A 25,494-nucleotide genomic window follows, 5' to 3' on the forward strand; every position below is an offset into this window, starting at 1 on the left:
TAATAGAACTGGGGAGTTCAATAGCGATCTTATTATTTAATTGAAAAATTTCAGATCAACCATAACTTCAGCTACGGCAAGAGTACTCTAACATCACATTCTAAAACTTCTGCCAGCTGATACGCTTTTTCGAGCGTGATATTCACTTCTCCGCGCTCAATTCGACCTGCATAGCTGCGATCGATCTCCGCTAAAAGCGCCAATTTATCTTGAGATATCCCCAACTCTTTGCGTTTGTTCCGTAAATTCAAGCCAAATTGGATCGCTAAGTCTTTCATTTTTCATCTCGTTAAAGATAAAGACTATCCAAAGTTGCGGCTTATAAAGCCACGGATTATAATCCGTATTTAGTTTGTTATGTTTTTTTACTCCCTAGAGCTAGTGATTAACACCTTGTGAGAAAGTCATGCCGAAAGTTTCAATCAAAATATGCACTAAGTTGCATACTATTCTCCAGGACGAGAGCTTTAATAATTTCCAAGTCGTGCAGTTACGCGATAGATTTTTGGAAGCCTCGACTAACAACCAGAGTGTTAGCGATGCATATAAATTTATCTATCGACAGGTCAATAGACTCGTTAAGAAAGGCGTTTTAAAAAAGAATAAGAGCGAGGACTCAAAAAACGCAACGTATCAAAAGGCGCAGCAATTCTATCAAACTAACTTCGTGATAAATGAACGAAGTAACGATGACCGGCACCCAGAAAAATTGCTAGATAATACTGAACAAGGTACTGTCCAGCAGTTAAAAGAACGCCTTCAGCAATCAGAAGTCGATCTGCTGACTAGCATTGGAGAGTCTGAAGAATATATGCGGCTATACAAATCCTTCCCAAAGATGAAGGAACACCTTGAGTCGCAGTACATGCTGGCTAGAGAAAATAGCTCGAAGCTACTTGGGCAAATCAAAGCTATTAAATCAGTACTTTCGCACCAACAGAAGTCACTCTAATGCAATTAAGACAATGGCAATTAGAGTGCGTCAATCGCGCTCTAGAGCACTTTCATGCCAATCAAAGACACTTCCTTTGCTTAGCTACTCCAGGGGCGGGGAAGACAATTATGGCGGCAGAGGTAGCAGCAAAATTATTCGAGCAAGATCTTATTGATTTTGTATTGTGCTTTTCTCCTTCAGTAAACATCTCACAAGGTATTCAAAAAACATTTTCACACCGACTGGAATGCCGCTTCGATGGTGTAATTGGTTCAGTAGGCTGTTCATATACCTACCAAGGTATGCTCTCTTTCAAAGAAAATTTTTGGCAGCTGCTAAGAAGAAACCGTGTATTGGTAATCTTTGATGAGATCCATCATTGCTCTGGTAGTACTCTTGAAGATGCCAACGCTTGGGGAGAGGAGATCTTACTCAACATACAAGATCAAGCGCAATATACCTTAGCGTTAACAGGTACACCTTGGCGCTCTGATCATGCCCCTATTGTATTATCTCGATATCTAGACCCTGATAACCAAATTCAATGTGACTATATTTATGGCCTAAGAGAAGCCGTGAGGGATGGTGTTTGTCGGAACCCAAAAATTGTATTAATTGATAACGAAGAACTATCAATTACAAGCCAAGATAATGAAATCCAAACTTTCAGCTGTTTTGACGATCTTTTCAAAGGTTCTTCAATTTCATATCAATCGGTCATCAAAAATGATTTAGCGATTCACCACATTTTAAACCTAGCAATAGATAAGCTAGAGAGTATCAGGCAATTAAACCCTGATGCTGCCGGGCTAGTCGTTGCATCCTCAATTGAACATGCATCCTATATTTTAAAAATACTCACAAATACATTCCACCAAACAGCGACAATAGTCACTTACCAAGAAACTAAACCATCAGACATAATCAACGAATTTAGGCATGATAATACACACTGGATCGTAAGTGTTGGAATGGTAAGCGAAGGCACTGATATTCCTAGGCTACAGGTGTGCTGCCACCTAAGTCGAGTAAAAACTGAATTGTATTTTAGGCAAATTCTAGGTCGTATTTTGCGAATAACGGAGGCTATTGACCAACAAGCATGGCTCTTCATTTTTGCAGAACCCAAACTAGCCGAGTTTGGACATAGAATTGAATTGGAGCTCCCTAATAGCAATGTTGTACTCAGAGACTCAAAACCTAAAGACGGTGTAGAATTCATAGGGTCAATCAATGAGCAAAAATCTAGTCACCTTCCCAATCTTCCTCATTGCTTGGCATTGAGTATGGGGGATACTTTCGGTAATGAACAGGCCTGTTCATTACCGAATATAACGATTAAAGGTGCTCAATTCACCAGCTCAATCAACTTATCAATAGAGCTCTTAGGCAGATTTAGAGAGAAGATTATTTCAACTTTTAATTCACCTTTCTAATTAGGGTTCTCATTTATGGTGCCACCATAAATGAGATTTAAACTTGAGATCTCTGAAGTCTAAGTTAGACCGAGAAACTTTAAAATATCGATGGTCAGGCTCCATGACATTTTTTATATTTCAGTCCTGAACCACAAGGGCATTCTTCATTTCTTCCAACTTTACCAAACAGCTGTTTAGTAGTAGACCTCGATCCCACATCGGATATATGAGAAATATATTTTGATTGCTCTTCAAATTCTTGACGTTGATCGCCTGTTAATCCCTCAAAATATGGCTCCAATCGTCGCATTTCGGCAATGGCGTCCTCATGTTGCCCGTCAAGTGCTAAGATAACCGCATATTGGCTTCTGACCTGAACAAGCTTACCGACCAAACCAACTTTATTCACAACTGGTAGAACATGCTGCTCCATGACCTCCCTAGCCCCAGTGAAGTCTTTCATTGAAACAAATTGGTCAGCTAGATCCTGCCCTACTCGAACCATAGAATCTCCTGCACCCACCATATTATAAAACTTCATCGAATGAATACGGGCGAATGGAGTTGGTCTCCCCCATGCTTCACGGTTTGTAGCGTATAACTCCAGTGCATCAGCAAGATGTTTTAGATACTCATGAACATTTTCAGGTCGGTCGATGACAGTCCATAGTACATCCGAATTTTTCCCTATAACGTCTTGAGAGGAGATACCGAGTAAGTCGTAATATCCCTCAATGACTTTCAAACAAAGTGAGTCAGCCTTTTTGTATTTTTTTAACCTCCAAAGGGCTATGGCATGGTTATAATCAAAAATACGTTCATGATCTGCATTAGGGATATTGGTACTAAATTTTTCTACAAGCCTCTTAACCTCGTGTGCATCACCATTTTCTGCCGAGAATAATATCCGCTTCATCACATATGCGGTTTGCTCTCCATAACCAAACTCATGCTCAACAAGAAGAGCTTCCATGGCTTCAAAGCGCTGGATAAGCTTTTCAGGCTTGCCTACCTTTATTTCATAGAAGGCGATTCCATCCAATGCCCAAAACTTATCAAGAGGTTTCAACGTATCTGCAGTCAATGCACGTTCCAAACTTGCCAGTATGTCAACGTTAATACCCATTTCATAAAAAAGCTCTTCGCCAGAAAGGTCGATAAGTGTCTTGATATCGTTAAGCTTGATATAAATTTGCGTCAGCAGTGCAAATCTAGATGTATCTCGATTTTTATGGAGGCTCACTACCAGCAACTCTTTCAATGCCAGTAAAGCATTATTTTTTACCTCCGTCTCCATAAGCTCTAAATGCTGCAACCCCAACGCTCTGACGGCGTCATGTACCTTTAGCATCTGGTTACCAAAAATTTCGACAGTTCCTGTGGCTCGCATCTTTTTAAGAATTGTGGCAGCACCTTTTGTAGATACTTTTAGTGAATTGACAAGAAGCTCAGAAACCTCATCACGACTCAATCCCACATCTGCCAGGCTGAATAATGCCAGCGAATCTTGAACTAACTTCTCGAACCCTTGATAAACGCGACTTAAAATAACTTCCTGGGGAGTCTCTACGCTATTTTCCTGCTGCTGGAGTTCAGCGCACAATGTATCTACATTTCCTTCGTACTCTGAGATTGCAACCTTTGCTGCACTCTGAACATACAGGGGCAAGCCACCAGTATAAATACGTAACTGCTCATAACCTTGAGCAGTGGCATAACCACCAAGCTCATCCACAGCTTTGGCCACAGTATCAATATCCCACCCGAAAAGTGTTTTACGTTGAAGCCCCATAATCGCCTCCAACTCTCTGACATTATCATGTGGCTGACACAGAAGAACAAAACGAAGGTTTTGAGTTGCATTTAGAATATCTCGTAGATTATCTACAGGAATACGATGTGCATTATCTAAAACAAGTATTAGAGTAGCCTCTTGCTGACCCAAGAATGAGTCGAACGCTCTTAGCGCCTCAAAACCACTAACACCTGGCAGAAAAATTTTTCGCAGTTCATCCCTATTAGGCTTTGCAAACTTTGCCGCCAACTCTCGAACCAACGTGCTAGCTAAGGCCGGTCCTGGAATGTCACCAGTGTCATAATAGGCGCATAACTGTAAGCAGTGCTGAGCCGACTGCGCAGCCCATGTGGTTTTTCCAGCACCGGATAAACCACAAATAATACGCACTCGCTCGTCTGATATCAGAGGTGGCTCATGCTTTTGAGGCCAATAGTACACAGGTGGAGAAGGGAAATCCTGTAACTGAACGATAAGTTGTTCAAATAAAGTAGGCAGATCTTTAGTGTGAAATACATGCTGTTTTTCCGCTGTATTCCCAGTGGCTGCAAGTTGTGCCAGTCCGGCTAGCTTCCATATCAGGGATTCAGGGGACAACAATGAAAAATTCAGTTTCTCTGCCAAAGATATACACCATGCGACAGCATCAGTAAGCGACTCCCAAGCTGGCGGAAGTACCGAGAATTTATCACTATTAGACTGAGGGCAAATGAAAACAACATCCGGAGGCAATTTCTTGTCATTGATAACCTTCTGGAGCTGAATACTAGGCGACTGATTCGCGACGAAAACAAATGAAGCCTTTCCTTTTCGCCGTCCTTCATCATGCTCTTTTCGCAAATCTTTAAAACGCTCTAATGCTCCAGAAATTTCGCTTGGTATGATTGGCTTTGAACGGGTTTTAACCTGCACATAGATTCGCCCTTGCTCGGTAACAAGTTCAATATCCTCATCAAGCTCAACCATTATAGACTCGACCTCAGCCTCCTGCGCTAAAAGTAAACAACCTACCGTATACAAGTGCTGATATAGGAATCCTCTGTGTACTGATTCGATACGTGTAAGCTGAGCTGTATCCAAGACATCCGGAACGTTCTTATTATAGCTTTCTTGCATTTTTTTATGCCTTAAGTAGGTAGTCAAAGTCTAAATTCATACTGTCGCCAATATACTCAATTGACTATAAAAAACATATTACAGCCTGCAGAATGATTGATTTTAATCAAGTTTTATTTTAATCACTATCAATAACTTACAGAAACCCAACAGTAGGACATTCTATAATTTGATGATAGAATCAACTTCAGTTTTCTGCAGATATTAGTAATATGAGCCCACTTTTCACACATAACGCAGCAATGCGCGATATATTTCTATCACCAAATGAAAAACAGCTTCGTCAGCTAGTTGATCTTGACAATATTGACTCTATTTTAAGAAAGCTGTTCACGATAGAAGAAATGCGTGAGGCGGGAAGTTTTTTTACAGGCCAGAAGCTTGCTTCAAAAACAGTATCAGCATTTCGAACGCCGATTACTTTTAGTTCTGTTGTATTAGATCCAACTTGTGGTGCAGGTAATTTACTAATTGAGGCTTCTAGAAAGCTCGGGGTAGAGGCGACTCTTTCAGCCACATTGCGAGCTTGGGGCTCTGTACTATGGGGCTTTGATATTCATATCCACTTCATTGAAGCCACTAAACTTAGGCTAATTATCGAAGCATTAAATCGAGGAGTTAAACAAGATTGTGAATTAGAAGACGCTTTTAGACTACTCCCCAATATAAAAGTACAAGATGCCTTGGTTGTTGGTAAAGAAAAACTTGAAACTGTAACTCACGTCGTCATGAACCCTCCATTTACAATCTGGACCTCCCCTAAAGAAAACTATTGGAAAGATGGAAAGGTTAACGCAGCAGGAATTATATTTGATAAGTACCTGAGGATTTTACAAGAGGGCTGCAATATCAGTGCCGTGTTACCTGATGTATTACGTTCCGGTAGTCGGTATCAGGCGTTTCGTGAATTTGTCTCTGGCTCAATGATAGCAACAGCAGAGGTTTGGGGGCGCTTCAATAACAAGACTGATGTTGATGTATTTCTTCTATCTGGACTTTTAGAAAGTAACATCGCTGAGATACAGTGGTATAAACCTAAAATTAATACATCTTCAATTGCTGATTTTTTTGACGTGCGAACTGGCCCTCTGGTTGCTTATCGAGATCCTAAAGAAGGAACCGAGTATCCTTATTTTTATCCCAAGAATTGTCCTCAGTGGGAAGTTATCTCATCTGTCACTGAAACAAGAAAATTTCTAGGAAAAGCTCTCAAGCCTCCACTTGTAGTTATAAAGAGAACATCAAGCCCATCAGATAAAGTGCGAGCATCAGCTACTTTTATTAACCTTAGAGAGCCTGTAGCAATCGAAAATCATATGATTGTTGTTAAACCCAAAGATGGGAAAATCAACACATGTAAAAGACTCATCCGAACCTTACAATGCCAACAAACTAATGACTTTTTAAATGAACGTATAAGGCTACGCCACCTAACTGTTGGTGTAATAAAAGACATCCCATATTCAGAGGAAAGATAATGGCACGTAGACAATTAGGTAAAAAACCGTTTGATATGTCAGCTCGTGTACCTATGCAGCTTGGTCGTGAAAGCATTTCTAGCTCAACAGTAGCAGTATCAGAGCTTATCAAAAATGGCTATGACGCAGATGCTGAAGATGTTCATGTCGAATTTTACTTAAGAGACTCACCGGCTCTATCAACATTAGTGATTAGGGATGATGGGAATGGAATGGATACTGAGACTATCGCTGACCATTGGTTAAAGATAGGGACTGATTTTAAAAATGGCATAGAGCTTTCAATAAATAAAAAACGAATTCTTACCGGGGCTAAAGGGCTGGGGAGATTAGGTCTTGATAGGCTAAGTAAGAAAGTTATCTTATTTACGAAAAAAAAAGGTAGCAATTCAATCATTCAGCTAGTTGTAGACTGGAGAAAGTACGAAAAAACCAATGCTTCGATATCAGAAATTCAACACGATATTTATGAGCAAGATTTGCCACTTTCAGGGAAGTATGGTGACATTTTTACTTCGGCAGAACAATCTGGTACCTACATGGTTCTAGTTGGGCTTAAGGACAATTGGACTTCTGGTTTTATTGAAGATTTAAAGCAAGAACTTAGACTTTTAATTTCACCATATAGTACCGCTAATGACTTCTCAGTTATTCTTCACCAAACTCTTAATAATACTCAGCTTCCTCCTGAGATTGTTGATACTCAAGAGTTACTGAAGGCCGCTAGTTGGGAAGTAAAAGCTGCTGTAGATGATAACAATAGGGTTAAACTATCCTTTAAGAATAATTCTACAGGAGAAAAAATCGAACAGGTTCCGACACCATGGAGAAATTGGATATCAAAGCAAGGAGATAAACCTTTATTTGGACCATTAAGCTTTGAATTCCATTACATGGTGCGAAGTAAGGAGTTTTTTTCTAAAGTTGACATGTCTGCCCGAAATTGGTCGAAATTTATGGAGCTAAACCGGGGGGTGCGAATTTATCGTGATGACTTTCGAGTAAGACCATATGGTGAACCTACAGGAAAGGGGGATTGGCTTGATTTGGGGTACAGAAAAGCAGCTAGTCCAGGTGGTATAAAGCAGGGTGGCTGGAGAATTGGTCCAAGTCAGATTATTGGTGCGGTTAGCATTTCCAAAACAACCAACGCAATTTTAAATGACCAAGCAAACAGAGAGGGTATCGTTGAAAACGAAGCATACCTACAGTTACGAACGTTCGTTTTAAAAGTCATTTCTACTTTTGAATTTTTGGCGCACAAAAATGCTCAAGACAATGACGACATAGACCTAGCGGCAGAGCTAGAAAAAGTTGTTAAAGAAAAAGATTCCGAACTAAACGAAGCTATAGATAAAGTTAGAGCATTTTCAAAAAAGAAAAACAAAAATAAGAAGAAAGCCCCCCCTGCTAAAGTACTAAATCAAAAACTTCGAGATCTAGAAAGAGCTAAAGTAGCGCATCAAACTGCTCTCGACGAATATTATTTGTACATGAAGAAAGAGCGCGAAAAGTTAGAAGAGCAAAAAGATACTCTTTCAAATCTTGCCTCCTTAGGTGTATTAACTGTGAGCTTTGGGCACGAAATACGCACTCATTCAGCTTTAGCTCTAAAAAATGCTAGGGCACTCACAAAAGTAATCGATATAGCAAAAGATACAGGTAAAGACATAGATCTTAAGCAACTAGTAGAAATAACTAACCGTATGGTCATTGGTGCACATTATGTTGACACTTTCTCTAAATTAGCGATTAACAATATTAAGCCGGATAAACGTACTCGCACAAAAGTAAATGTCCCCGATACTTTCAACTATATTTTTGACATGATGGCTGCGACGTTTGAAAAAATGGGGCTTCAGTGGAGCTTTAAGTTTGTCAGAATTAAGAAAGAAGATTTCAATGTCCGTTCATATGCAATTGATTGGGAAAGTATCGCTATTAACTTAATAACTAATTCTACATGGGCATTAGAAGACACTCCGAGAGATGAGAGAAGAATTGAAGTGTTGTTTGAACGTGTAGGAGGAACCAGACTCAAGCTTGCCTTCATGGACTCTGGTTGTGGATTGGAGGCGGGGCAAGAGGATACTATTTTCTTACCGATGCACAGTCGAAAAATTGATAATAAAGGTAACTCAATAGGTACAGGCATGGGTTTATCAATAATTAAAGGTCAAGTAGAAGACCACATGTCTTCAGGAGCAATTACTGCACAGCAATATTCTGAACTTGGTGGCGCTGGTTTCTACATTGAAGTATTACAGGATAACTAAATATGAACAAAATAGTATTTATTGATGATGATACCGATATAAGAGCGACTTACGAGCTGTCAATGCAAATGATGTTCGGAGAGTTATTCGAAATCGTATGTTTAGATGTAAAACCTTCATTAAAAGAAATGATGCTTACCTTAGATACAATACCAGATAAAGTGACTTACCTAATCGACGAAAAGCTCAAGCATTCAGGTGTTGCGACCTATACAGGAAGTGAATTAGTTGAGCAAATTAGGTTTATTGATACAAAAATCCCAATATATATGCTGACAAGTTATGCTGGTGAAATTGAGCAATACTTTGGTGATGTTGAGTTTGTTATTGACAAGAATGACTGGGACTCAGATGAGGAAGAAGAAAACCTTAAAAAACGTTTCTTACGCCATATAAATACTTATGCAGATATAAAGTCTACGCAGGCAAAAAGGTTTGATGAACTTTTTGAAAAATCTATTTTCTCTACTTTGTCAAATGACGAAATAAAGGAGTTTGACGCTCTAAATATTGGCCGTAGTAAAGCACTGGTTGATGAGAGGCTAATTAGCGAAGAATCACTGGCTGAGTTAAAGGCTGCTTCAGATGAATTAGATGATATTTACAATAACTTAAAGACGGATAATGATGAATAGCTTATATTTTCCGCCTTTAGAAAGGCGAGACATATCAGAGTACTATAAAGCTGAAGGTGAGTTCTACGCTACATATAACTGTAAAACAAATTACGATAATACTGCGCGAGACTGCAAGCATAGGTGTGTATATTGCGATGCACATGTAGATGAATGTGGAGGGGAACACTTTTCATTGGATCACTTTAGACCTATGGACGTATTTGGTGAAAAGTTCAATGGAATTTTAAAAACTCATCCATTCAACCTGCACTTATCATGCCAAAAATGCAATGTACTAAAGACCAATGATTGGAAAGGTTGCAAAGATACGGAAAACGGTGCAACTTTTTTACATAAAAAAGGTTATTTAGACCGCTTTCAAGTTGATATTACAGAATATCTTGAAGTTGATCGTGACGGATTGATTCAATGTAAAAACAATGAAGGCCCTATAAAGTACATGATTGGTAAAATGTTATTAAATCGAACTAACCGTGTATATATTCGTAAGCGTAGAGAAGTTAAAAATAAAGCAACTCATATTCAAAGCATGTTATTAAGCAAGCAAAAAACACTCCTTAAACGATGGAAAAGCAATCAAATACAAGTAGATGAATTTCAAAAAGAGATGGAAGCATTAACAGCACTGTTTGACAAGTTTCAGAGCTTAGACTTATTAAAGATCTAAAGCAAAATTGGTATATAATCCTTATAATCAATTTTGTAAGCTCAGAATAATGATCTACTAAGAACAACAGACCATTAATGATAAACACTCTGGAAAATGATATGCTGATATCTATATTTTTAGAAAAAGTGACCGATGAGAATCATTTTTCTGGAAAATACACACACGCCTTGTTGTTAAAGGCTTTACAGAAATCTTCCAGATTCCACGTGTGGTAGTACCAACTTGGTTTAGCAATGAGCTACACGCCCGGATTGACTGGCCCTAGAAGCAAAAAACAGAACCAAAATGCCGAAATATGGGGTCAAAAAGAGCAGAAGCTAACGCGTAGCTACTCGCTGTTAATAGGAGGCTTTGATACCGAGAAGAACCAGATCAACGAAGTGGGTCAAGACAGTTTCGATCTTTATGACTTCAGCCGCGAATCGGAGCCTAACACCTATGCCGCCGCACAGTTACGTTGGGGACTCGATCAATCTCAATACCTCTCATTTGGGTTTGCCCCAATGGAAGCACGCGACACCACCACATTAAAACAAGATATTAATTTTGGTGGGAAGCATTACCAAGCAGGCTCAGAAGTCGTTTCAGCCTATCGCAATTGGATGCTCAGTACAGATTATGTCTACAAGCTACTCAGAGATAGCGACTGGGTTCTCGATGTCGGCGCTGGGGTCAGTATTGTAGGGCAATCGATTCGCTTAGATAACATCAATGGTGAGAACTTAAGTGAACATGACGATCTATTTATCACGCCAGCTGCGAGCATAGAGGCGGGTTATCATTTTACCGAGAGCCTCTCGACCAGCATAGGATATCGTATCTCAGGATTGTCCGACTTCGATCAAGAAAGCCTCTGGATAAGCTTCAATTATCAGTTAGACAAGCGTTGGGCGACCTCCCTATTTGCAGGGCAGATCAATCAAACTACCGACACCGGTGATTACTATAACGATGCGCAGTTCGATTATGCTGGATTTGCCGTTACCTACGCATTTTAATACTAAAATCAAGCGAATAAAAAAGGACGCATAGTGCGTCCTTTTTTTAGTTCAGTCGTTAACGACTCAATTAGTGTGCGTGAGCCGCATCGGCAGTTGGCGCATCGGCCTTTTGAATATCAAGCAACTCAACTTCAAATACCAGTGTAGAGTTCGCTGGGATACTACCTGTGTCACGGTCGCCGTAAGCAAGCTCTGCAGGGATCACAAACTTGTACTTAGAACCCACTGACATCAACTGAACGCCTTCAGTCCAACCAGGAATAACACGGTTAAGTGGGAAAGTAGCAGGCTCGCCACGTGCAACTGAACTATCAAATTCAGTACCGTCAGTTAGTGTACCCACATAGTGAACTTTAACCGTATCTTCAGCTGACGGCTTATCACCCGTACCTTCGGTGATCACTTCATACTGTAGACCTGAATCAGTAGTCACAACGCCTTCTTTAGCCTTGTTCGCTTCTAAGAATGCTTTGCTCTCAGCTAGGCTCTTTTCTGCCAATGCAGCAGCCTGCGCCTGACGCTTCTCGTTTAGCTTCTCATCAAGGCTTTGCAAAATAGTTTGCATCTCTTCTTGAGTCAGTTTCAGCTCACTGTTTAGACCTTCGCTAAAACCAGTAACAATCAAGCTTCTATCCACTTTTAGACCAAGTTCTTCTTGCTCTTTAATATGGCCAGCCATGTAAGTACCGATTGACGCACCAACGCTGTAAGCTTCTTTTTGCGCTTCAGTCTTTAATTCTACAGGAGCATCTACCGCTACAGCCTGCTCTTGATTACACGCTGTTAGGCCGACTACTGCTAGGGCCACTAGTGAATATTTATAAATCGATTTCATTAAAGCTTCCTCAGCATTTTTACGTGGTTAAACTAACCTTTATTTTTATTTAGGCGAACCACTCTATACTAGTTAAATAGGTTATTCCAATCTGATTGGTTAAAAGCGGCTCGGCTATTATTGACCACTCTTTTCCATATAGACTTGTATCTGTTATCTGCGCTTGCAGTGCAAATATAAGGATTTAGGCCCATTAACTTAGCAATGATTATCTCTATCGTCACCATAAAGACAGCAGAAATCGAAGCGAGTTCATTCACGAGTGCATCTGTTAATGCTTTTATCAGGTTTCATTCAGCTTTCTGACCATTTATTGTCCGCTTGCTTCGTCATTCTTTTACAGAGCAAATTTCCATAAAGATGACTTGCCGTTGTATAATCAGCTAAACAAGCATCTCTGACCGCTCTATCGAGCAGCCGAGACAATGAAGCCCTATCCATCAGAGGTCAATTTGGATAATTTAGAAAATCGAGTCGAAGAGTTAGAGATGAAGATCGCCTTTCAAGACGGCACCATCGAAGAGCTCAACCTGCAAGTTATCAAGCTCAACAATTTACTGGCATCTCAGCAGGAGCAGCTAAAGCTGCTTATTAATAAGCTACAGGCTGTCGAACCAAGCAATATGGCAAGTCAGGCAGAAGAAACGCCCCCTCCCCATTATTGATACACTCAATCATTAAGATGAGTAGATTTAATCGAGCGAAAAGAGTACAACAGAGCGTGTACTTTTTAAGCATCAGTTTAAAGTATTCATCTTATGTTCAGCTTTAAAGCGCTATAAAGGCCTTGATATAAACATCAAATATTGTAAGTTTTTATAAACACGCAATAAATGAGCTTTCACCTCTTATAATTATTGGAAGCAATTGATCAGTTCAACCAAGCTTAAAACTAAGCAGGCTTCAAACTAAGTCGACTTAAACCTAAGCAGCCTAACCCACGGTTATCAAGGAAGGCGATGCAACTAGCGCAAACCAAAGAGACTCAGGTATGAGAAGTTTACTACTGCTAACGGTGATGATATTAAGCCTAAGCGGCTGCGCGTTTAACAGTATCTTTATCAATTATCCCTCTCAAATTGCGCCAGTAAAGGCTCAACTCAACTCGCCCACGCCGCAAAATGCGGCCAAATTAGTCGAGGAAAAAATTGATGGTGCCGATGGTCTACTCTACGCCCAAGAAGCGGGCAGAAGCGCCCAAATTGCTGGTAATTTCGAAACCAGTAAAAACTACTATCAGCAAGCAATGTCAGCCTACCGAGCATTCGATGACAAGGCCAAGATCAGCCTAAGTGATGCAGGGGCGACTGCCAGTAGCCTTTTCGTTAACGATAACGTTATTCCCTATCGCGGCCCCGGTTACGAGCGCATCATGTTGCACCAATATCAGGCGCTAAACTATCTATTTGCAGGCGACCCTCAAGGCGCACTAGTAGAAGTACGCCGCAGTAATGAGCTACAAAGCCAAGAGCAGGCTCGCTATCAAAGGTCGAATAAATCGGTACAAGCCATGGCAAACGGCACGATAGATGCTGAGATGGATAAACTCAGTAAAGCGGCCGGCACAACCACCAGCTCCTTCTTAAATGCCTATAGCTATTACACAACGGGAATGTTGCACGAGATCCTAGGCGAGCCCAATGATGCCTTTATCGACTATCGAAAGGCAGCGCAGATCACCCCTAATAACCCTTATCTGCAAAAAGACTTAGTCAGGTTAGCAAAGCAGCTTGCTATGCCACAGTACGATGAGTTTAAGCGGCGTTGGGGCGATGCGGTTTTACCCAATAAAGGTGATGGTCAAGTCATCATCATGCTGGAGCGTGGCTTCGTACCTGAGAAACAGAGTTTCACCGTGCCTTTTACCCTTAAGGGGAATTGGCAGACAGCCTCCTTAGCCACCTATTACCCCAATAGACAGCCTGTGAGACAGGGACAGGTGCAAGGTCTAGGCACTGTGCTAAAAACCGCGCCCATCGCCAACATCGATGCCCTCGCCATTACCGCCCTCAAAGAGGAGCTTCCGGCTGCACTCGTTAGGCAGGCCGCGCGGATCTATGCCAAGTCAGAGATGGCTCAGAGCGTCGAGAGTGAGACCAAGAAGCGCAATAATGATATCGATTACGCCTCTATCGCCATGCAAATTTTTAATGTGGTTAGCGAGCAGGCTGATAGACGTAGCTGGTTAACCTTGCCTGAACAGGCACAGATCGCTCGCTCATATGTAAAGCCCGGCAGTTATTCACTAATGCTAGACAATAATCCAGCCGATCCCATCGAAGTCAAGAGTGGACGTACAACCTTAGTCTGGGTAATTGACACTGGTAATTACACCCGTTTTTATTCAATAATCATTTAGCAATCACTTGTATGGAACTTACTATGAAACATTTAAAAGTCGTTTTTATCCTTGCAGCGGTAATAGGTTTATCTGCCTGCCAATCTAAAGTCGAATACGGTGATGCCACTGAAGTGGAAACCGTTAACGAAAACTTCGGCTCAACTGACCTTCAGGCTATTGCCGCTAAGATGGTCGACAGTATGCTGACCTTCCCACCAGTTGTTGCTATGACAGCGAATGATCGTCCAATCATCTTCGTCGATAAAATTAAGAACAAGACTTCTGAGCATATCGATACTGAATCGGTAACCGATTCGATCAGCAACAAGCTACTACGCTCGGGTAAGTTCCGCTTTATCGACATGACTAAGGTAGATGCTGTGCGCAAGCAACTAGACTACCAGAACAACTCAGGCATGGTTGACCCATCGACAGCAATTAACTTCGGTCGTCAGATCGGTGCTCAGTACATGTTATACGGCAACCTTTCTAGCATCGTTAAGCAAGATGGCAGCACCAAAGATGTTTACTACAAGATGACCATGCGCCTAATGGATCTAGAGACAGGCCTAATCGAATGGTCTGATGAAAAAGAGATCCGCAAGGTTAAGTCTAAGTCTTTCTTAGGCCTATAATTCTCTAAAGAATGCCCCTCCATTAACTAAGCCAGCATTACGCTGGCTTTTTTATGCGCTCATTGAGTCGTTAACATTGCGACAAAAATGACGCATTTTATTGCTTCTGCGACAACTCGAAATAAGGTAACTTATGCCGCTTGTGCTATGGTTCCTTGGCTTGATAGTTGTTGCCATCATACCTATTCAGTGTCAGGCCGAAATCAGGCTAGCGTTTAAATAGAATAATAAGGGCTAAAGCCCACCGGGTTTAATATTAAGGAAGTTGTTTTGAAGTTGCTGCACACAGGTTTTGCCGCCGCGCTATGTTTTTCTTTGATCGCCACCAATGTCAGTAGTAAAGAGTTGAGTGCCCTGCGTGATGCTACTCCCTATATTAGCCAGCAAGTAGCCGCTGCCCGCGCCGAGCGAATTTCTGATGTGGAATATGAGCTCGACTTTACCCTGACCGAGCAGCAGTTTAGCGCCATCAGCACTGTCAGCTTCGAACTCAGTGACACCAGCCAGCCGTTGAGTTTAGACCTCAATCAAGTCCAAATTAACAGTTTCACCATAAACGGCAAGAAGGTCTACCCCAACTACAACAACAGCTATATCACACTCAATCCACGTCTATTAAACCGTGGCAGCAACACTATCGAGGTGCAATTCACTCGCAACTACAGTAGCAATGGCGAAGGGCTACACCGCTTCGTCGATCCGGTCGATGACAAGGTCTATCTCTACTCTCATTTTGAACCCGCTGCCGCGCAGCAGATGTTTGCCCTATTCGATCAGCCCGACCTTAAGGCAACGTATACCCTATCGGTAACCGCACCAAAAGGCTGGACAGTGATCAGCGCCATGAGAGAAACCTCGGTAACCGAGCAGGGTGAGCAGCGTCGCTGGGTATTTCCTAAGTCGCCTAAGCTGAGCCCCTACAATTTCTCAATGCATGCAGGCCCCTACCATGAGTGGCAAGACAACTCTGGCAAATATCCACTGCGTCTCTTTGCTAGGCAGTCTGTGGCAAAGCAGGTCGATGAAAAAGATTGGTTTAACTACACCCAACAGGGGTTAACCTTCTTCGATAACTACTTTGGGATCCCCTACCCATTTAACAAGTACGATCAAGTGTTGGTACCTGACTTTCTCTATGGCGCCATGGAGAACGCGGCCGCTATCACCTTTAGCGAGAGCCACTTTCTGACAAGTACTCAGATGACAGCCAGCGAGAAACAGCGTCTGGCAAGCGTTATCATGCATGAGATGGCGCACCAATGGTTCGGCAACTTAGTCACCATGAAGTGGTGGAATGGTCTGTGGTTAAATGAGAGCTTTGCTTCTTTTATGGGGACACTCGCTATCAGCCAGATCGACGAATTTAGCCATGCTTGGCGCAGTTTCTACGCTAAAAACAAACAAGATGCTTATCATCAAGACAGCTTAGCCAGCACGCACCCGATCGAGGTTCCTGTCGCGAGCAGCCAAAATGCCTTCGATAACATCGATGCCATCACCTACTCCAAGGGCGCATCGACGCTGAAACAGCTCAATCACCTTCTAGGCGAGAAAACCTTTCAAAAGGGGGTGCAACACTACTTAACTCAGTACAGCTACCAGAACGCCGAGCTAAAAGACTTTATCACCAGCCTTGAGCAGGTCTCAAAACGAGACTTAAGCCAGTGGAGCCAAGACTGGCTGAATAATGCTGGCGTCAACACACTACAAGCGGAATATAGTTGCAGCAATGGCCGTATTAGCGCCTTTAGTCTAAAACAAACTGCACCAAGGGGCTTACCCACCTTACGAGAGCAAAAGGTACAACTAGGCCTGTTCACCCAAGGCCGAAACCGCTTGTATCACAACATTAGTGTGCCGGTAACCTATAGCGGTGCAACCACCGAAGTGAAGCAAGTTATCGGCCTACACTGCCCTGCACTCGTTTACCCCAATTACCAAGACTGGGGTTTTGTTAAAGTGACCCTAGACCCGACTTCATTTAACACGGCACGGACCTACCTAGCCTCCGTTGAAGACCCTCTACTGCGTTCCATGCTGTGGCAAAGCCTGTGGGACAGCGTTGAAAGCGGTGAACAATCCTTAAATGATTACATGGGCACAGTACTGGTTAACTTGCCCGGCGAGCGAGATCTCACCATCTTAGATCAGGTGTTAACCAGCTTATCTAACGCACGCATCTATTTAGATAAAATGGCACCTATCAATCAACACTATGCTAAAAAAGCGATAAGAGCCATTGAGCAGATGAGCCTGAGAAAGGTGATGGTCAACAAGGGCAACCGCGACATTCAGCGTCGCTGGTTTGCAGTCTATATCGAGTTTGCCAGAAGCAGCGATGCCCTCAATCATATCGATGCGCTCCTCAAGCAAACCGCAAGCATAAAAGGCGTTGAGATTGACCAGGCACTACGCTGGAAGATGATAATCCAGCTCAATCGCTTTAATCACCGCAACGGCCGTTACTGGCTAAATAAAGAGCGCGCAACGGATAACTCTGACGCCGGACAAAAGTCGGCATTGGCTGCAGAGGTCATTCGCCCAGAAATATCGAATAAAGACAGGTGGTTAAAGCGAATTCAACAACCAACACATCTGCCATTTGCTAAGGTACGTACCGTGATGGAAAACCTTTACCCAAGTGAGCAAAAAATGCTGAGCGCCGCAACCGCCGAGCAGCGCCTCGATTCGCTTGCCGAGTTAGACAGGAGTAAAAACCCCGTTTTTATGCGCAGCTACAACGCGTCACTGATCCCTACTGATTGCAGCTATGGCAATGCGAATAGATTACAACAGCTCATTAGTTCAGTTGAGTCAGACCAGACACAAAAGCCATTATCAGATACAAGCCTACGAGCCCTTAAAGAGGCTCTGCAACATGAACAAAAGTGCTTATTGATTAAATCTAAGATGAAGCATTAGTACGGAAAAGAAGGTGCTAGGTGCTAGGTGCTAGGTGCTAGGTGCTAGGAAATGCTAAGACGGTAAAAGCCGGAAAGGCAAGACCGGATAAGCAGGAAGAGCAAGGCATCGTAATGTCCACTTCTTTGCTTCCCGCTTTTCCTATCTTTTCCGTAAGCGCAGCGTTCCGTAAGTGACGCTGTCACGTTCCCTAGGCCGCAGGCCGTTCGCTGTTACCGTCTTTGTTCTCCCTAGAACCTGCTTTTCCTATCTTTCCCGTAAGCGCAGCGTTCCGTAAGTGACGCTGTCACGTTCCCTAGGCCGCAGGCCGTTCGCTGTTACCGTCTTTGCTCTCCCTACAACCTGCTTTTCCTCGCTCCTTATTTCAAACCTAGCTGCTGTTTTGCCGCTATAATTGAGTTGCACTCTACTCATCAAGGAGCGACATATGGGGCCCTTCTCGGTTGCCGCACTGGCTATCATCGGCGTTTTTACTATCGCCGCTTTAAAGGAATACAACAAACACAAAGGTCGGGTCGAACTCGATGAGCTAGTGAGTGTTAAGGCCGAGCTAGAAAAACTCAGAGAGCGTGTCGCCACCCTTGAACAACTCGTCACAGATAAGTCTTACCAGCTAAAAGATGAGATAGATAAGCTCTAGGTGCTAGGTGCTAGGTGCTAGGTGCTAGGTGCTAGGTGCTAGGTGCTAGGTGCTAGGTGCTAGGTGCTAGGAAATACTAAGACGGCAAAGGCCGAAAAGGCAAAGATGGGATAAGCCGGAAAAAAGAAAAGCAAAACGACACCGATCCTCCTCAGCAAATAACACTTTTGCCCTTTCTTGCTCCTATAACCTGCTTTTCCTAGAGCCTTCTTTTAATGTAGGTCAGCATTTATGCCGTCATCTTAGATGGGCTAAAGCCCAACCTACATTAAAAAACACAATGCCGCCTTTTGCTGTTCCTAGCAGGACGAAGTCCGCTCTAGCCGCGAAGCGTCCTTGCAGCGAGTGTGCGAGTGTGCGAGTGTTCTAGATTCTTGAAAACAGGAGGCTAGGCACTGAAAATAAAAAAACCACCGAACGGTGGTTTTTTACTGCTTGCTCAAGCTCCAACGAGCTTATACTTTAACAAGCTTAAACAAATAGGTGTTTAATGTTTTTCAGATCGCCCTTGCCTTCGGCAAGCTCTTCGACAGACAAGCCTGAAACTTCGTGCGGGAATACTAACCACTCATCAGACTCATGGATGAAGTAGTCTGGCTTTAATGGCACTGCAGTATTTTGTGGCTTGTAGTATGGGCAAGCAATACGTACATCTTTTGGCATATTCAAGCGCATCAGATCGCTTAGGTTTTCCATTAACGCATGGATACTGCGACCAGAGTCAAACACATCATCGACAATCAATAGCCCATCACCGGCGTTAGCATTTTCTACGATATAATGCAGGCCGTGCACCTTGATCTGCTTGCTCTGCTGGTTAATCCCATAGTAAGACGAGGTACGCACTGCGATATGGTCTGTTTCTACTTTCTTAAAGTCGAAAAACTCCTGTACTGCGATGCCGATTGGAGCGCCACCACGCCAAATACCAACGATAAACTGTGGACGGAAGCCACTTTCATAAACTTGTGCCGCTAAACGAAAAGAATCTTCTAGCAACTCCTGTGCGGTAATAAAGCGTTTCTCTGACATCTGACCGTCCCCATCTTGTTATTAATATCTGAATTAAGTCTTACCGCTATCGCTTGTCTGCCTCAAGAGCACCCTGACGAGGAGTGTTTTTAATAGGGATTAAAAACAAGTTGTTAGCAAAAAGTTCGAACTAAACTTATCCATCCTTATTCCCTAAGAATAGATCAAAACAGTTAAGCCGATAGCGATAAAAAGGCAGGTGATAGCATCGAGTCCAAGATCTAGAGTCGCTCTCAGTAAATCGATAGTTTCGATTCACTGCTCAAAGTCTAGCCACCCACCTGATTTTGGTCGCGAATTTTATACTAAAATAGCCCTGATTGCTGCAAAAAAGCCGAAAACTTACCTTCTCATCACTAAAAAAATTAAGGCAACCTCATTAGGTTGCCTTGGTATTAAATCTAAACGATGAAAATACCCTGAGCTAAAAGCAGCGATGCAATCGCTTACTCTCAGCCAGTCTCGGCTCAATCAGCCCTGTCACTACTCAGTGACGGCGCTTAAAGAGGGAGTACCGACCTTAGTGGTCATAGAGAAATTTCTCTCGATATCCTCTTTAAAGTCACGGGTGTAGATGGTGTCGACATAGCGCCAGTCACTGCGCACCTCTTGATGGTTAAAGGTGAGTGTCATCAAGCCACGGTTCATCAAGTTCGCATAGGCAAGGTTATCGACCAGATCGATAATGGCTGCCTCCGTTGCGGGGATATCTTTAGCATCGATACCTAGGTAATACTCAAGACCCGGTGATGACACCGAGCTAGTTGCAAATTCGACTCCAACTGTGTCCCCCGCCGCATCTTTTAGCTCATTCGCCCATGCGTTATGGGTATCACCAGCAATCACCACTAGGTTCTTCGCCTGTGATTTAGCCGTTGCCAAAATCACCTCTCGCTCGTAGGCATAACCATCCCAAGCATCCAAGTTATACGGGATCGATGGCAGCTGCAGCAGAGCCATCGCTTCAGGCGTCAACTTATACCCATAGAAGGATAGATACTTAAGCTCATCTTCAGTGAGCGTTGGGTCGCCTGCCGCTTTGCGCGCAGCAAATTGGGCGAGTGCAGCCAACTGACCAAACTCAGGGATCGACAACTGCTGAGTAGCAATTGCCGCAGGCAACATCATCTGCCCCATCAATACCTGCTGCCCTAATACTTGCCAAGTTGCCGTTGAGGTGAGTAACGCCGTCTGCAGCCAAGCCTGCTGCTCTTGACCAAGCATGGTTCTATTGGTGTCGGTTACATCCGCCATGAAACGAGCGCTATCTAGCCCGCCCGTTGCGGGATCAATATATTCGGCGTAGTCCAGCGGCTTATCTCGACCAAGCAGACGGGTATCGAGCATATGCAGATCGACCAAGTCACCAAACTGGAATGAGCGATAGATCTCCTCATGGTTGCCCTCACGCCATGGACGGATGGGGAGCCACTCGAAGTAAGCTTGCAACGCCGCCTCTTTACGGGCATCGAAGTCCCCTTCGCCATCATTATGATTCTCCGCCCCTTCACGCCAGCTATCATTGGCGACCTCATGGTCATCCCACACGTTGATAAATGCAGTCTTGCCATGAAGCTTCTGCAAGCTGATATCACTGCGATATTGGCCATAACGAGTGCGATAATCAGCCAAGCTCATTAACTCGCCCTCGGGCAAGACTTCACGCCCAAGCTCGGCGGCGCGTTCGCTGGCATACTCTCCGCGCGCGTACTCATAGATATAATCGCCTAAGTGGATCACCGCATCAAGGTCATCCATTCTTGACGCCATCTCATACACATTAAAATACCCAGCAGGAAAATTCGCGCAGGAGAGCACCGCAAATTTGGCACTATCTATAGCCCCCTGTGGCAGGGTTTTTGTCATCCCTGGTTGAGAGGTTTTGTTGCCTGTTTTAAAGCGATAAAAATACACAGTGCCAGCCTCAAGCCCCACGGCATCGACCTTAACCGTATAGTCTCTGTCGCTGCTGGTCATGGTTTCACCGTTACTCACTAACTGGCTGAATGCGGCATCGGTTGCCACCTCCCACGACACCTTGAGTTCCCCATCGCGCTCTGGACTTACACGAGTCCAAAGTATGACGGCATCATGACTAGGATCCCCACTGGCAACGCCGTGGAGGAACTCGGCATAAATGCCATTGTCATCATCGTCACTGCTACAGCCCATCAGGCCATAAGATACAACTGCAGCGCCCACGCCTTTAGCTGACATGGCTAAAAAATCTCTACGAGTGAAAGGTCGTTTCATTGTTATTATTCCCTTAATATTCCAGTGTATTAATAGTATTCGGTGGTACGAGGTCTAATCAGCTTTAATACTAAAGCACCACCATGACATGAAAAAGACAAAGATGTAAACAGTTTGTTAACTGCAAAAGAAGGGGGAGGTTCTAGGGAAAGCTAAGACAGTAGAGGTCGGTAAAGGCTGGGAAAGCAAAGAGGGTGCAAGCAGAGACGGATAAAGCAGGAAAAGCAAAGCCTAAATCCATGCTTTCTTTTGATCTTATAGCAGGACGAAGTCCGCTCTATCCACGAAGCGTCCTAGCAGCAAGTTTACGAGCGCTCTAGATTCTAGCAAAAGCAAGCAGCAATGCAGCTTTCCTAGCTCCTAATTCCTGCTTTTCCTAGGACCTTCTTTAAAATCTTTAAATCTAACTTCTGCTGCGGATGGTGCAGATCACTGGAGCATGGTCGCTGCTTTGACTATCACGCTCAAAGCTGGGGTTAACTAAGTGGCGGTCTTCGGTGTGATAATCACACACCTCGGCAAGACTCTTGTGATAACTGGGATCGAAATCCGCCGAGAGCAAAATGTAGTCCAGTACAGAACCTGTAGCGCCATAGTAATGAGTTGGCGACCTTGCCGCTCTTGCATCTCTTATAAATGGCGGCGCCATATCGAGGGAGTCTGCTCTCGTAACCTTAGGAGTAAACAGTGCTTCCAGCCCCTGCTCAAACAGCATATAACCATCGGTTAACGGAAAGCTATTAAGATCTCCTAAGCCCTCTTTCTCAAAGCGTAGCTCACGATTAGTTAATATCGACAATACTGAGCTGGTCAACTCCTCGTTAAAGTCGCCCATCAAGATCATCGGCTGTCCCGTCTCAATGCGCCTTTGCATCATACTGTGAAACAGTAATGCAGCCTCACTCCCCCTCTGAATACTCGATGCCCATTGCCCTAAGCTATTGCGCCCAAGCAGCTCACCGAAGTTCACCACCCCTTGCGCATTTGCGATCTTGGGCGATGGCAGTTCATCTTGATGCGGACGTTTAGATTTAAAGTGCACCACGTAAATATCACACAGGCCAATTTCAGGCAGCTTAACCGTTGCTCTCAGAGGTTTACGGCTATAAGCAAAGCCTTCACTCAAGCCCAGACCGACAGCTAGTCGACTATCCACCTCTATCGACACCACCTCTTGAAAAGCATACTTTGATGCAAGACCAACAACAGGATCGCGGCAGATATAGTCATCAACAATAGTCGGCGTATCGACTACTGCAAAATGGTCATAGCCCGCTTCTGTCATTTGCAACGCTAAGGCATCGGCTGAAAATATCTCTTGAAAGCCAACCACATCAGGCTGATGCTGCGTCAAAAAATCTGCCAGCCAGCGCTGCTTCTTATGCCACTGCTCCTGAGAGTAGATATTCTCAAAATCATAATAGGCCAATGGTGGCTCGATATAGTTAAATAGGTTAAAGCTCGCAAGCTTTAGGGTGAACGCATCACCTTGCATCTGACAGCTCCGCTTGTTAATAAATAGCCCCACCTCTAGTCACTGGCAACCCTCTCCTCCCCATACACTATTAGCCTTGCTCGGCTTTACTGCCTTTAAGTTTCATAAACAGCTCCATCAGCAATACCGCGACAGCGCCAGCTATCACGCCGAAAATCGCGTTTAAGATACTCGGCGTGATAAAGGCAACCACAGGACCGACAAACTCAAAGGCAGCAATCCAGCTCGCCACATGGCTTATCTGTTCCCCCACCCAATGCCAGCCGTGAGTTAAAATACCGCCCCCCACCATAAACATGGCAATGGTACCGACGACTGACAAAGTCTTCATAAGGTAAGGCGCCGAGTTAAGCAACATAAAACCAAAACGACGCTTAAAGCGACTCCATAAGCTCTCACCTGGACGCTGGCTTAAATAGAGTCCGGCATCATCGAGCTTTACAATACCAGCGACCAAACCATAGACGCCTATGGTCATAACAATCGCGATAACACTTAGAGTAAAAAACTGAGTACTCAAGCTCTTGTCGGCGACAATACCTAAGGTGATAGCAATAATTTCAGCTGACAATACAAAATCGGTGCGGATCGCACCTTTAACCTTATTGGCCTCGTACTCCCTAAGATCGACTATCTCCTCTTCGGTCGCCTGAGTTTCATCGATTTGATGATGCTTCTTAGCGTGATAGCTATGGTAAATCTTTTCGAAGCCTTCATAACAAAGATACAGACCACCAAACATCAGCAGCGGCGTCACCGCCCAAGGAATAAAGGCGCTGATCAGCATAGCCGCAGGCACTAACATGCACTTATTTTTAAACGAGCCCACGGCCACCGCCCAAACGACCGGTAACTCTCTGTCGGCGCTCACGCCTGTTACCTGCTGGGCATTAAGGGCTAAATCATCACCCAGTACCCCCGCCGTTTTGCGGGCGGCAATTTTACTCATCGCGGCGACATCATCTAAAATTGTCGCGATATCATCTAACAAGGTTAATAAGCTTGCCCCTGCCATATCGACTCCTTTATCACTGAGTGGCGCGTGTTCGCGCCAAAATTCCATCTAACAATCGGTCACACTAACTATCAAACTATCAACTAAACAAATAGCACTCGCACTCTAGCGGCATTGGTGAATAAGCTAATGGCAATAAATGGTTAGCCACAGCAGAAAAAGCACCGCCACTCGACTTAAGCTAAACATGATACGCCTTGCGCGTCACTTTTAAAGCAAAATTCAGCCGCGCTTGCCACGTTAAACGAGTATACTGTCGGCAATAGTTTTAACCTTGTCTTTAACTTTATCTTTAACAAAGGATTTCATGATGACTCAAGATGAAATGAAAAAAGCTGCCGGATGGGCTGCTCTGCAGTACGTAGAAGAAAACAGCATTGTTGGCGTAGGTACAGGCTCAACGGTTAATCACTTTATCGATGCCCTTGCCACAATGAAGTTCGATATCCAAGGCGCGGTATCAAGTTCTGAAGCATCAACAGAAAAAATGAAGGCCCTAGGTATTCCTGTTTTTGATCTAAACAGCGTCAACGAGCTATCTGTCTATGTTGATGGTGCCGATGAGATCAACGCTCACATGGATATGATCAAAGGCGGCGGTGCAGCACTGACACGCGAGAAGATCGTTGCAGCGGTTGCCGAAAAGTTTGTCTGTATTGTCGATAATACTAAGCAGGTCGATATCTTAGGTGAGTTCCCGCTACCTATCGAAGTGATCCCAATGGCACGTTCATACGTGGCTCGTCAGATTGTTAAGCTTGGCGGCGACCCTGTTTACCGTGAAGGTTGTGTGACCGATAACGGCAACATCATCTTAGACGTGTACAACATGAAGATCATGAACCCGAAAGCACTAGAAGAGCAGATCAACGGAATCGTTGGTGTGGTGACTAACGGCCTATTCGCTATGCGCGGTGCAGACGTATTGCTAGTGGGTACTCCTGACGGCGTTAAGACAATTACTTATTAATTGTTTTATGATTTTCGCTCTTCGATGTAA

20 protein-coding genes are annotated in these 25,494 nt (G+C 43.7%); 13 read left to right on the top strand and 7 right to left on the bottom strand.

Annotated elements, in window-relative coordinates; all coding sequences use genetic code 11:
- Nucleotides 1-71: 71 nt before the first annotated feature.
- The gene (locus L1D44_RS09340; protein WP_239890077.1) at nt 72-278 is read right to left on the bottom strand and encodes a helix-turn-helix transcriptional regulator; all 207 of its coding nucleotides are present in this window, start codon (nt 276-278) and stop codon (nt 72-74) included.
- A 128-nt stretch (nt 279-406) separates the two neighbouring features.
- On the opposite strand from L1D44_RS09340, the gene L1D44_RS09345 reads away from it, so the two are divergent.
- Together L1D44_RS09345 and L1D44_RS09350 are read left to right on the top strand one after the other, a co-directional pair.
- A complete protein-coding gene (locus tag L1D44_RS09345) occupies nt 407-952 on the top strand; it encodes a response regulator (protein ID WP_239890079.1) in 546 nt (181 codons plus the stop codon).
- Nucleotides 952-2,370: a DEAD/DEAH box helicase family protein gene (locus L1D44_RS09350; protein WP_239890081.1), complete on the top strand. Its 1,419-nt coding sequence runs from the start codon at nt 952-954 to the stop codon at nt 2,368-2,370. Before L1D44_RS09345 ends, L1D44_RS09350 begins: the two co-directional genes overlap by 1 nt.
- A 94-nt stretch (nt 2,371-2,464) precedes the next feature.
- Here the strand turns inward: L1D44_RS09350 and L1D44_RS09355 are convergent, their stop codons facing one another.
- A complete protein-coding gene (locus tag L1D44_RS09355; RefSeq protein WP_239890083.1) occupies nt 2,465-5,263 on the bottom strand; it encodes an SEC-C metal-binding domain-containing protein in 2,799 nt (932 codons plus the stop codon).
- Between the two features lie 212 nt (nt 5,264-5,475).
- Between L1D44_RS09355 and L1D44_RS09360 the strand changes: the two genes are divergently transcribed.
- The 5 genes from L1D44_RS09360 (at nt 5,476) to L1D44_RS09380 (ending at nt 11,323) form a co-directional block, all read left to right on the top strand.
- Nucleotides 5,476-6,741 (top strand): N-6 DNA methylase, encoded by a 1,266-nt coding sequence (locus L1D44_RS09360; RefSeq protein ID WP_239890085.1) that lies wholly within the window; start codon nt 5,476-5,478, stop codon nt 6,739-6,741.
- Nucleotides 6,741-9,017, top strand: coding sequence for an ATP-binding protein (locus tag L1D44_RS09365; RefSeq protein WP_239890087.1), 2,277 nt, complete (start codon nt 6,741-6,743; stop codon nt 9,015-9,017). Before L1D44_RS09360 ends, L1D44_RS09365 begins: the two co-directional genes overlap by 1 nt.
- Before the next feature lie 2 nt (nt 9,018-9,019).
- The gene (locus L1D44_RS09370) at nt 9,020-9,652 is read left to right on the top strand and encodes a hypothetical protein (RefSeq protein WP_239890089.1); all 633 of its coding nucleotides are present in this window, start codon (nt 9,020-9,022) and stop codon (nt 9,650-9,652) included.
- Nucleotides 9,642-10,322, top strand: a complete 681-nt coding sequence (locus L1D44_RS09375; protein WP_239890091.1) for a hypothetical protein — start codon at nt 9,642-9,644, stop codon at nt 10,320-10,322. Before L1D44_RS09370 ends, L1D44_RS09375 begins: the two co-directional genes overlap by 11 nt.
- A 236-nt stretch (nt 10,323-10,558) precedes the next feature.
- Entirely contained in the window at nt 10,559-11,323 is a 765-nt protein-coding gene (locus L1D44_RS09380; protein ID WP_239890093.1) for a hypothetical protein, read from the top strand.
- A 70-nt stretch (nt 11,324-11,393) separates the two neighbouring features.
- On the opposite strand, the gene fkpA is transcribed toward L1D44_RS09380, so the two are convergent.
- A complete protein-coding gene (gene fkpA / locus L1D44_RS09385; RefSeq protein WP_239890095.1) occupies nt 11,394-12,161 on the bottom strand; it encodes an FKBP-type peptidyl-prolyl cis-trans isomerase in 768 nt (255 codons plus the stop codon).
- Between the two features lie 452 nt (nt 12,162-12,613).
- Between fkpA and L1D44_RS09390 the strand changes: the two genes are divergently transcribed.
- The 5 genes from L1D44_RS09390 (at nt 12,614) to L1D44_RS09410 (ending at nt 18,699) form a co-directional block, all read left to right on the top strand.
- Complete coding sequence (locus L1D44_RS09390) at nt 12,614-12,826, top strand: SlyX family protein (protein WP_220770630.1); 213 nt, start codon at nt 12,614-12,616, stop codon at nt 12,824-12,826.
- A 326-nt stretch (nt 12,827-13,152) separates the two neighbouring features.
- The gene (locus L1D44_RS09395) at nt 13,153-14,520 is read left to right on the top strand and encodes a hypothetical protein (protein WP_239890097.1); all 1,368 of its coding nucleotides are present in this window, start codon (nt 13,153-13,155) and stop codon (nt 14,518-14,520) included.
- Nucleotides 14,521-14,543: 23 nt separating this feature from the next.
- Entirely contained in the window at nt 14,544-15,137 is a 594-nt protein-coding gene (gene lpoB, locus L1D44_RS09400) for a penicillin-binding protein activator LpoB (protein ID WP_220770628.1), read from the top strand.
- A 315-nt stretch (nt 15,138-15,452) separates the two neighbouring features.
- The gene (gene pepN, locus L1D44_RS09405) at nt 15,453-18,059 is read left to right on the top strand and encodes an aminopeptidase N (RefSeq protein ID WP_239890216.1); all 2,607 of its coding nucleotides are present in this window, start codon (nt 15,453-15,455) and stop codon (nt 18,057-18,059) included.
- A gap of 427 nt (nt 18,060-18,486) precedes the next feature.
- Nucleotides 18,487-18,699: a hypothetical protein gene (locus L1D44_RS09410; protein ID WP_239890099.1), complete on the top strand. Its 213-nt coding sequence runs from the start codon at nt 18,487-18,489 to the stop codon at nt 18,697-18,699.
- Between the two features lie 471 nt (nt 18,700-19,170).
- On the opposite strand, the gene L1D44_RS09415 is transcribed toward L1D44_RS09410, so the two are convergent.
- From L1D44_RS09415 to L1D44_RS09430, 4 genes are all read right to left on the bottom strand, one after another.
- The gene (locus L1D44_RS09415) at nt 19,171-19,731 is read right to left on the bottom strand and encodes a phosphoribosyltransferase family protein (protein WP_239890101.1); all 561 of its coding nucleotides are present in this window, start codon (nt 19,729-19,731) and stop codon (nt 19,171-19,173) included.
- A gap of 483 nt (nt 19,732-20,214) precedes the next feature.
- A complete protein-coding gene (locus L1D44_RS09420) occupies nt 20,215-21,984 on the bottom strand; it encodes an alkaline phosphatase D family protein (protein ID WP_239890103.1) in 1,770 nt (589 codons plus the stop codon).
- A gap of 403 nt (nt 21,985-22,387) precedes the next feature.
- Nucleotides 22,388-23,479, bottom strand: coding sequence for an endonuclease/exonuclease/phosphatase family protein (locus L1D44_RS09425; RefSeq protein WP_239890105.1), 1,092 nt, complete (start codon nt 23,477-23,479; stop codon nt 22,388-22,390).
- Nucleotides 23,480-23,549: 70 nt separating this feature from the next.
- Nucleotides 23,550-24,494 carry a DUF808 domain-containing protein gene (locus tag L1D44_RS09430; protein ID WP_239890218.1) on the bottom strand — a complete coding sequence of 315 codons (945 nt, stop codon included), beginning with the start codon at nt 24,492-24,494 and terminating at the stop codon, nt 23,550-23,552.
- 310 nt (nt 24,495-24,804) lie between these two features.
- On the opposite strand from L1D44_RS09430, the gene rpiA reads away from it, so the two are divergent.
- On the top strand, nt 24,805-25,464 hold the full coding sequence (gene rpiA, locus L1D44_RS09435; protein ID WP_239890220.1) for a ribose-5-phosphate isomerase RpiA: 660 nt from the start codon (nt 24,805-24,807) through the stop codon (nt 25,462-25,464).
- Nucleotides 25,465-25,494 lie beyond the last annotated feature (30 nt).

Origin of the sequence: Shewanella sp. Isolate13 (genome assembly GCF_022398325.1) — a bacterium.
Classification (GTDB): Bacteria; Pseudomonadota; Gammaproteobacteria; order Enterobacterales; family Shewanellaceae; genus Shewanella.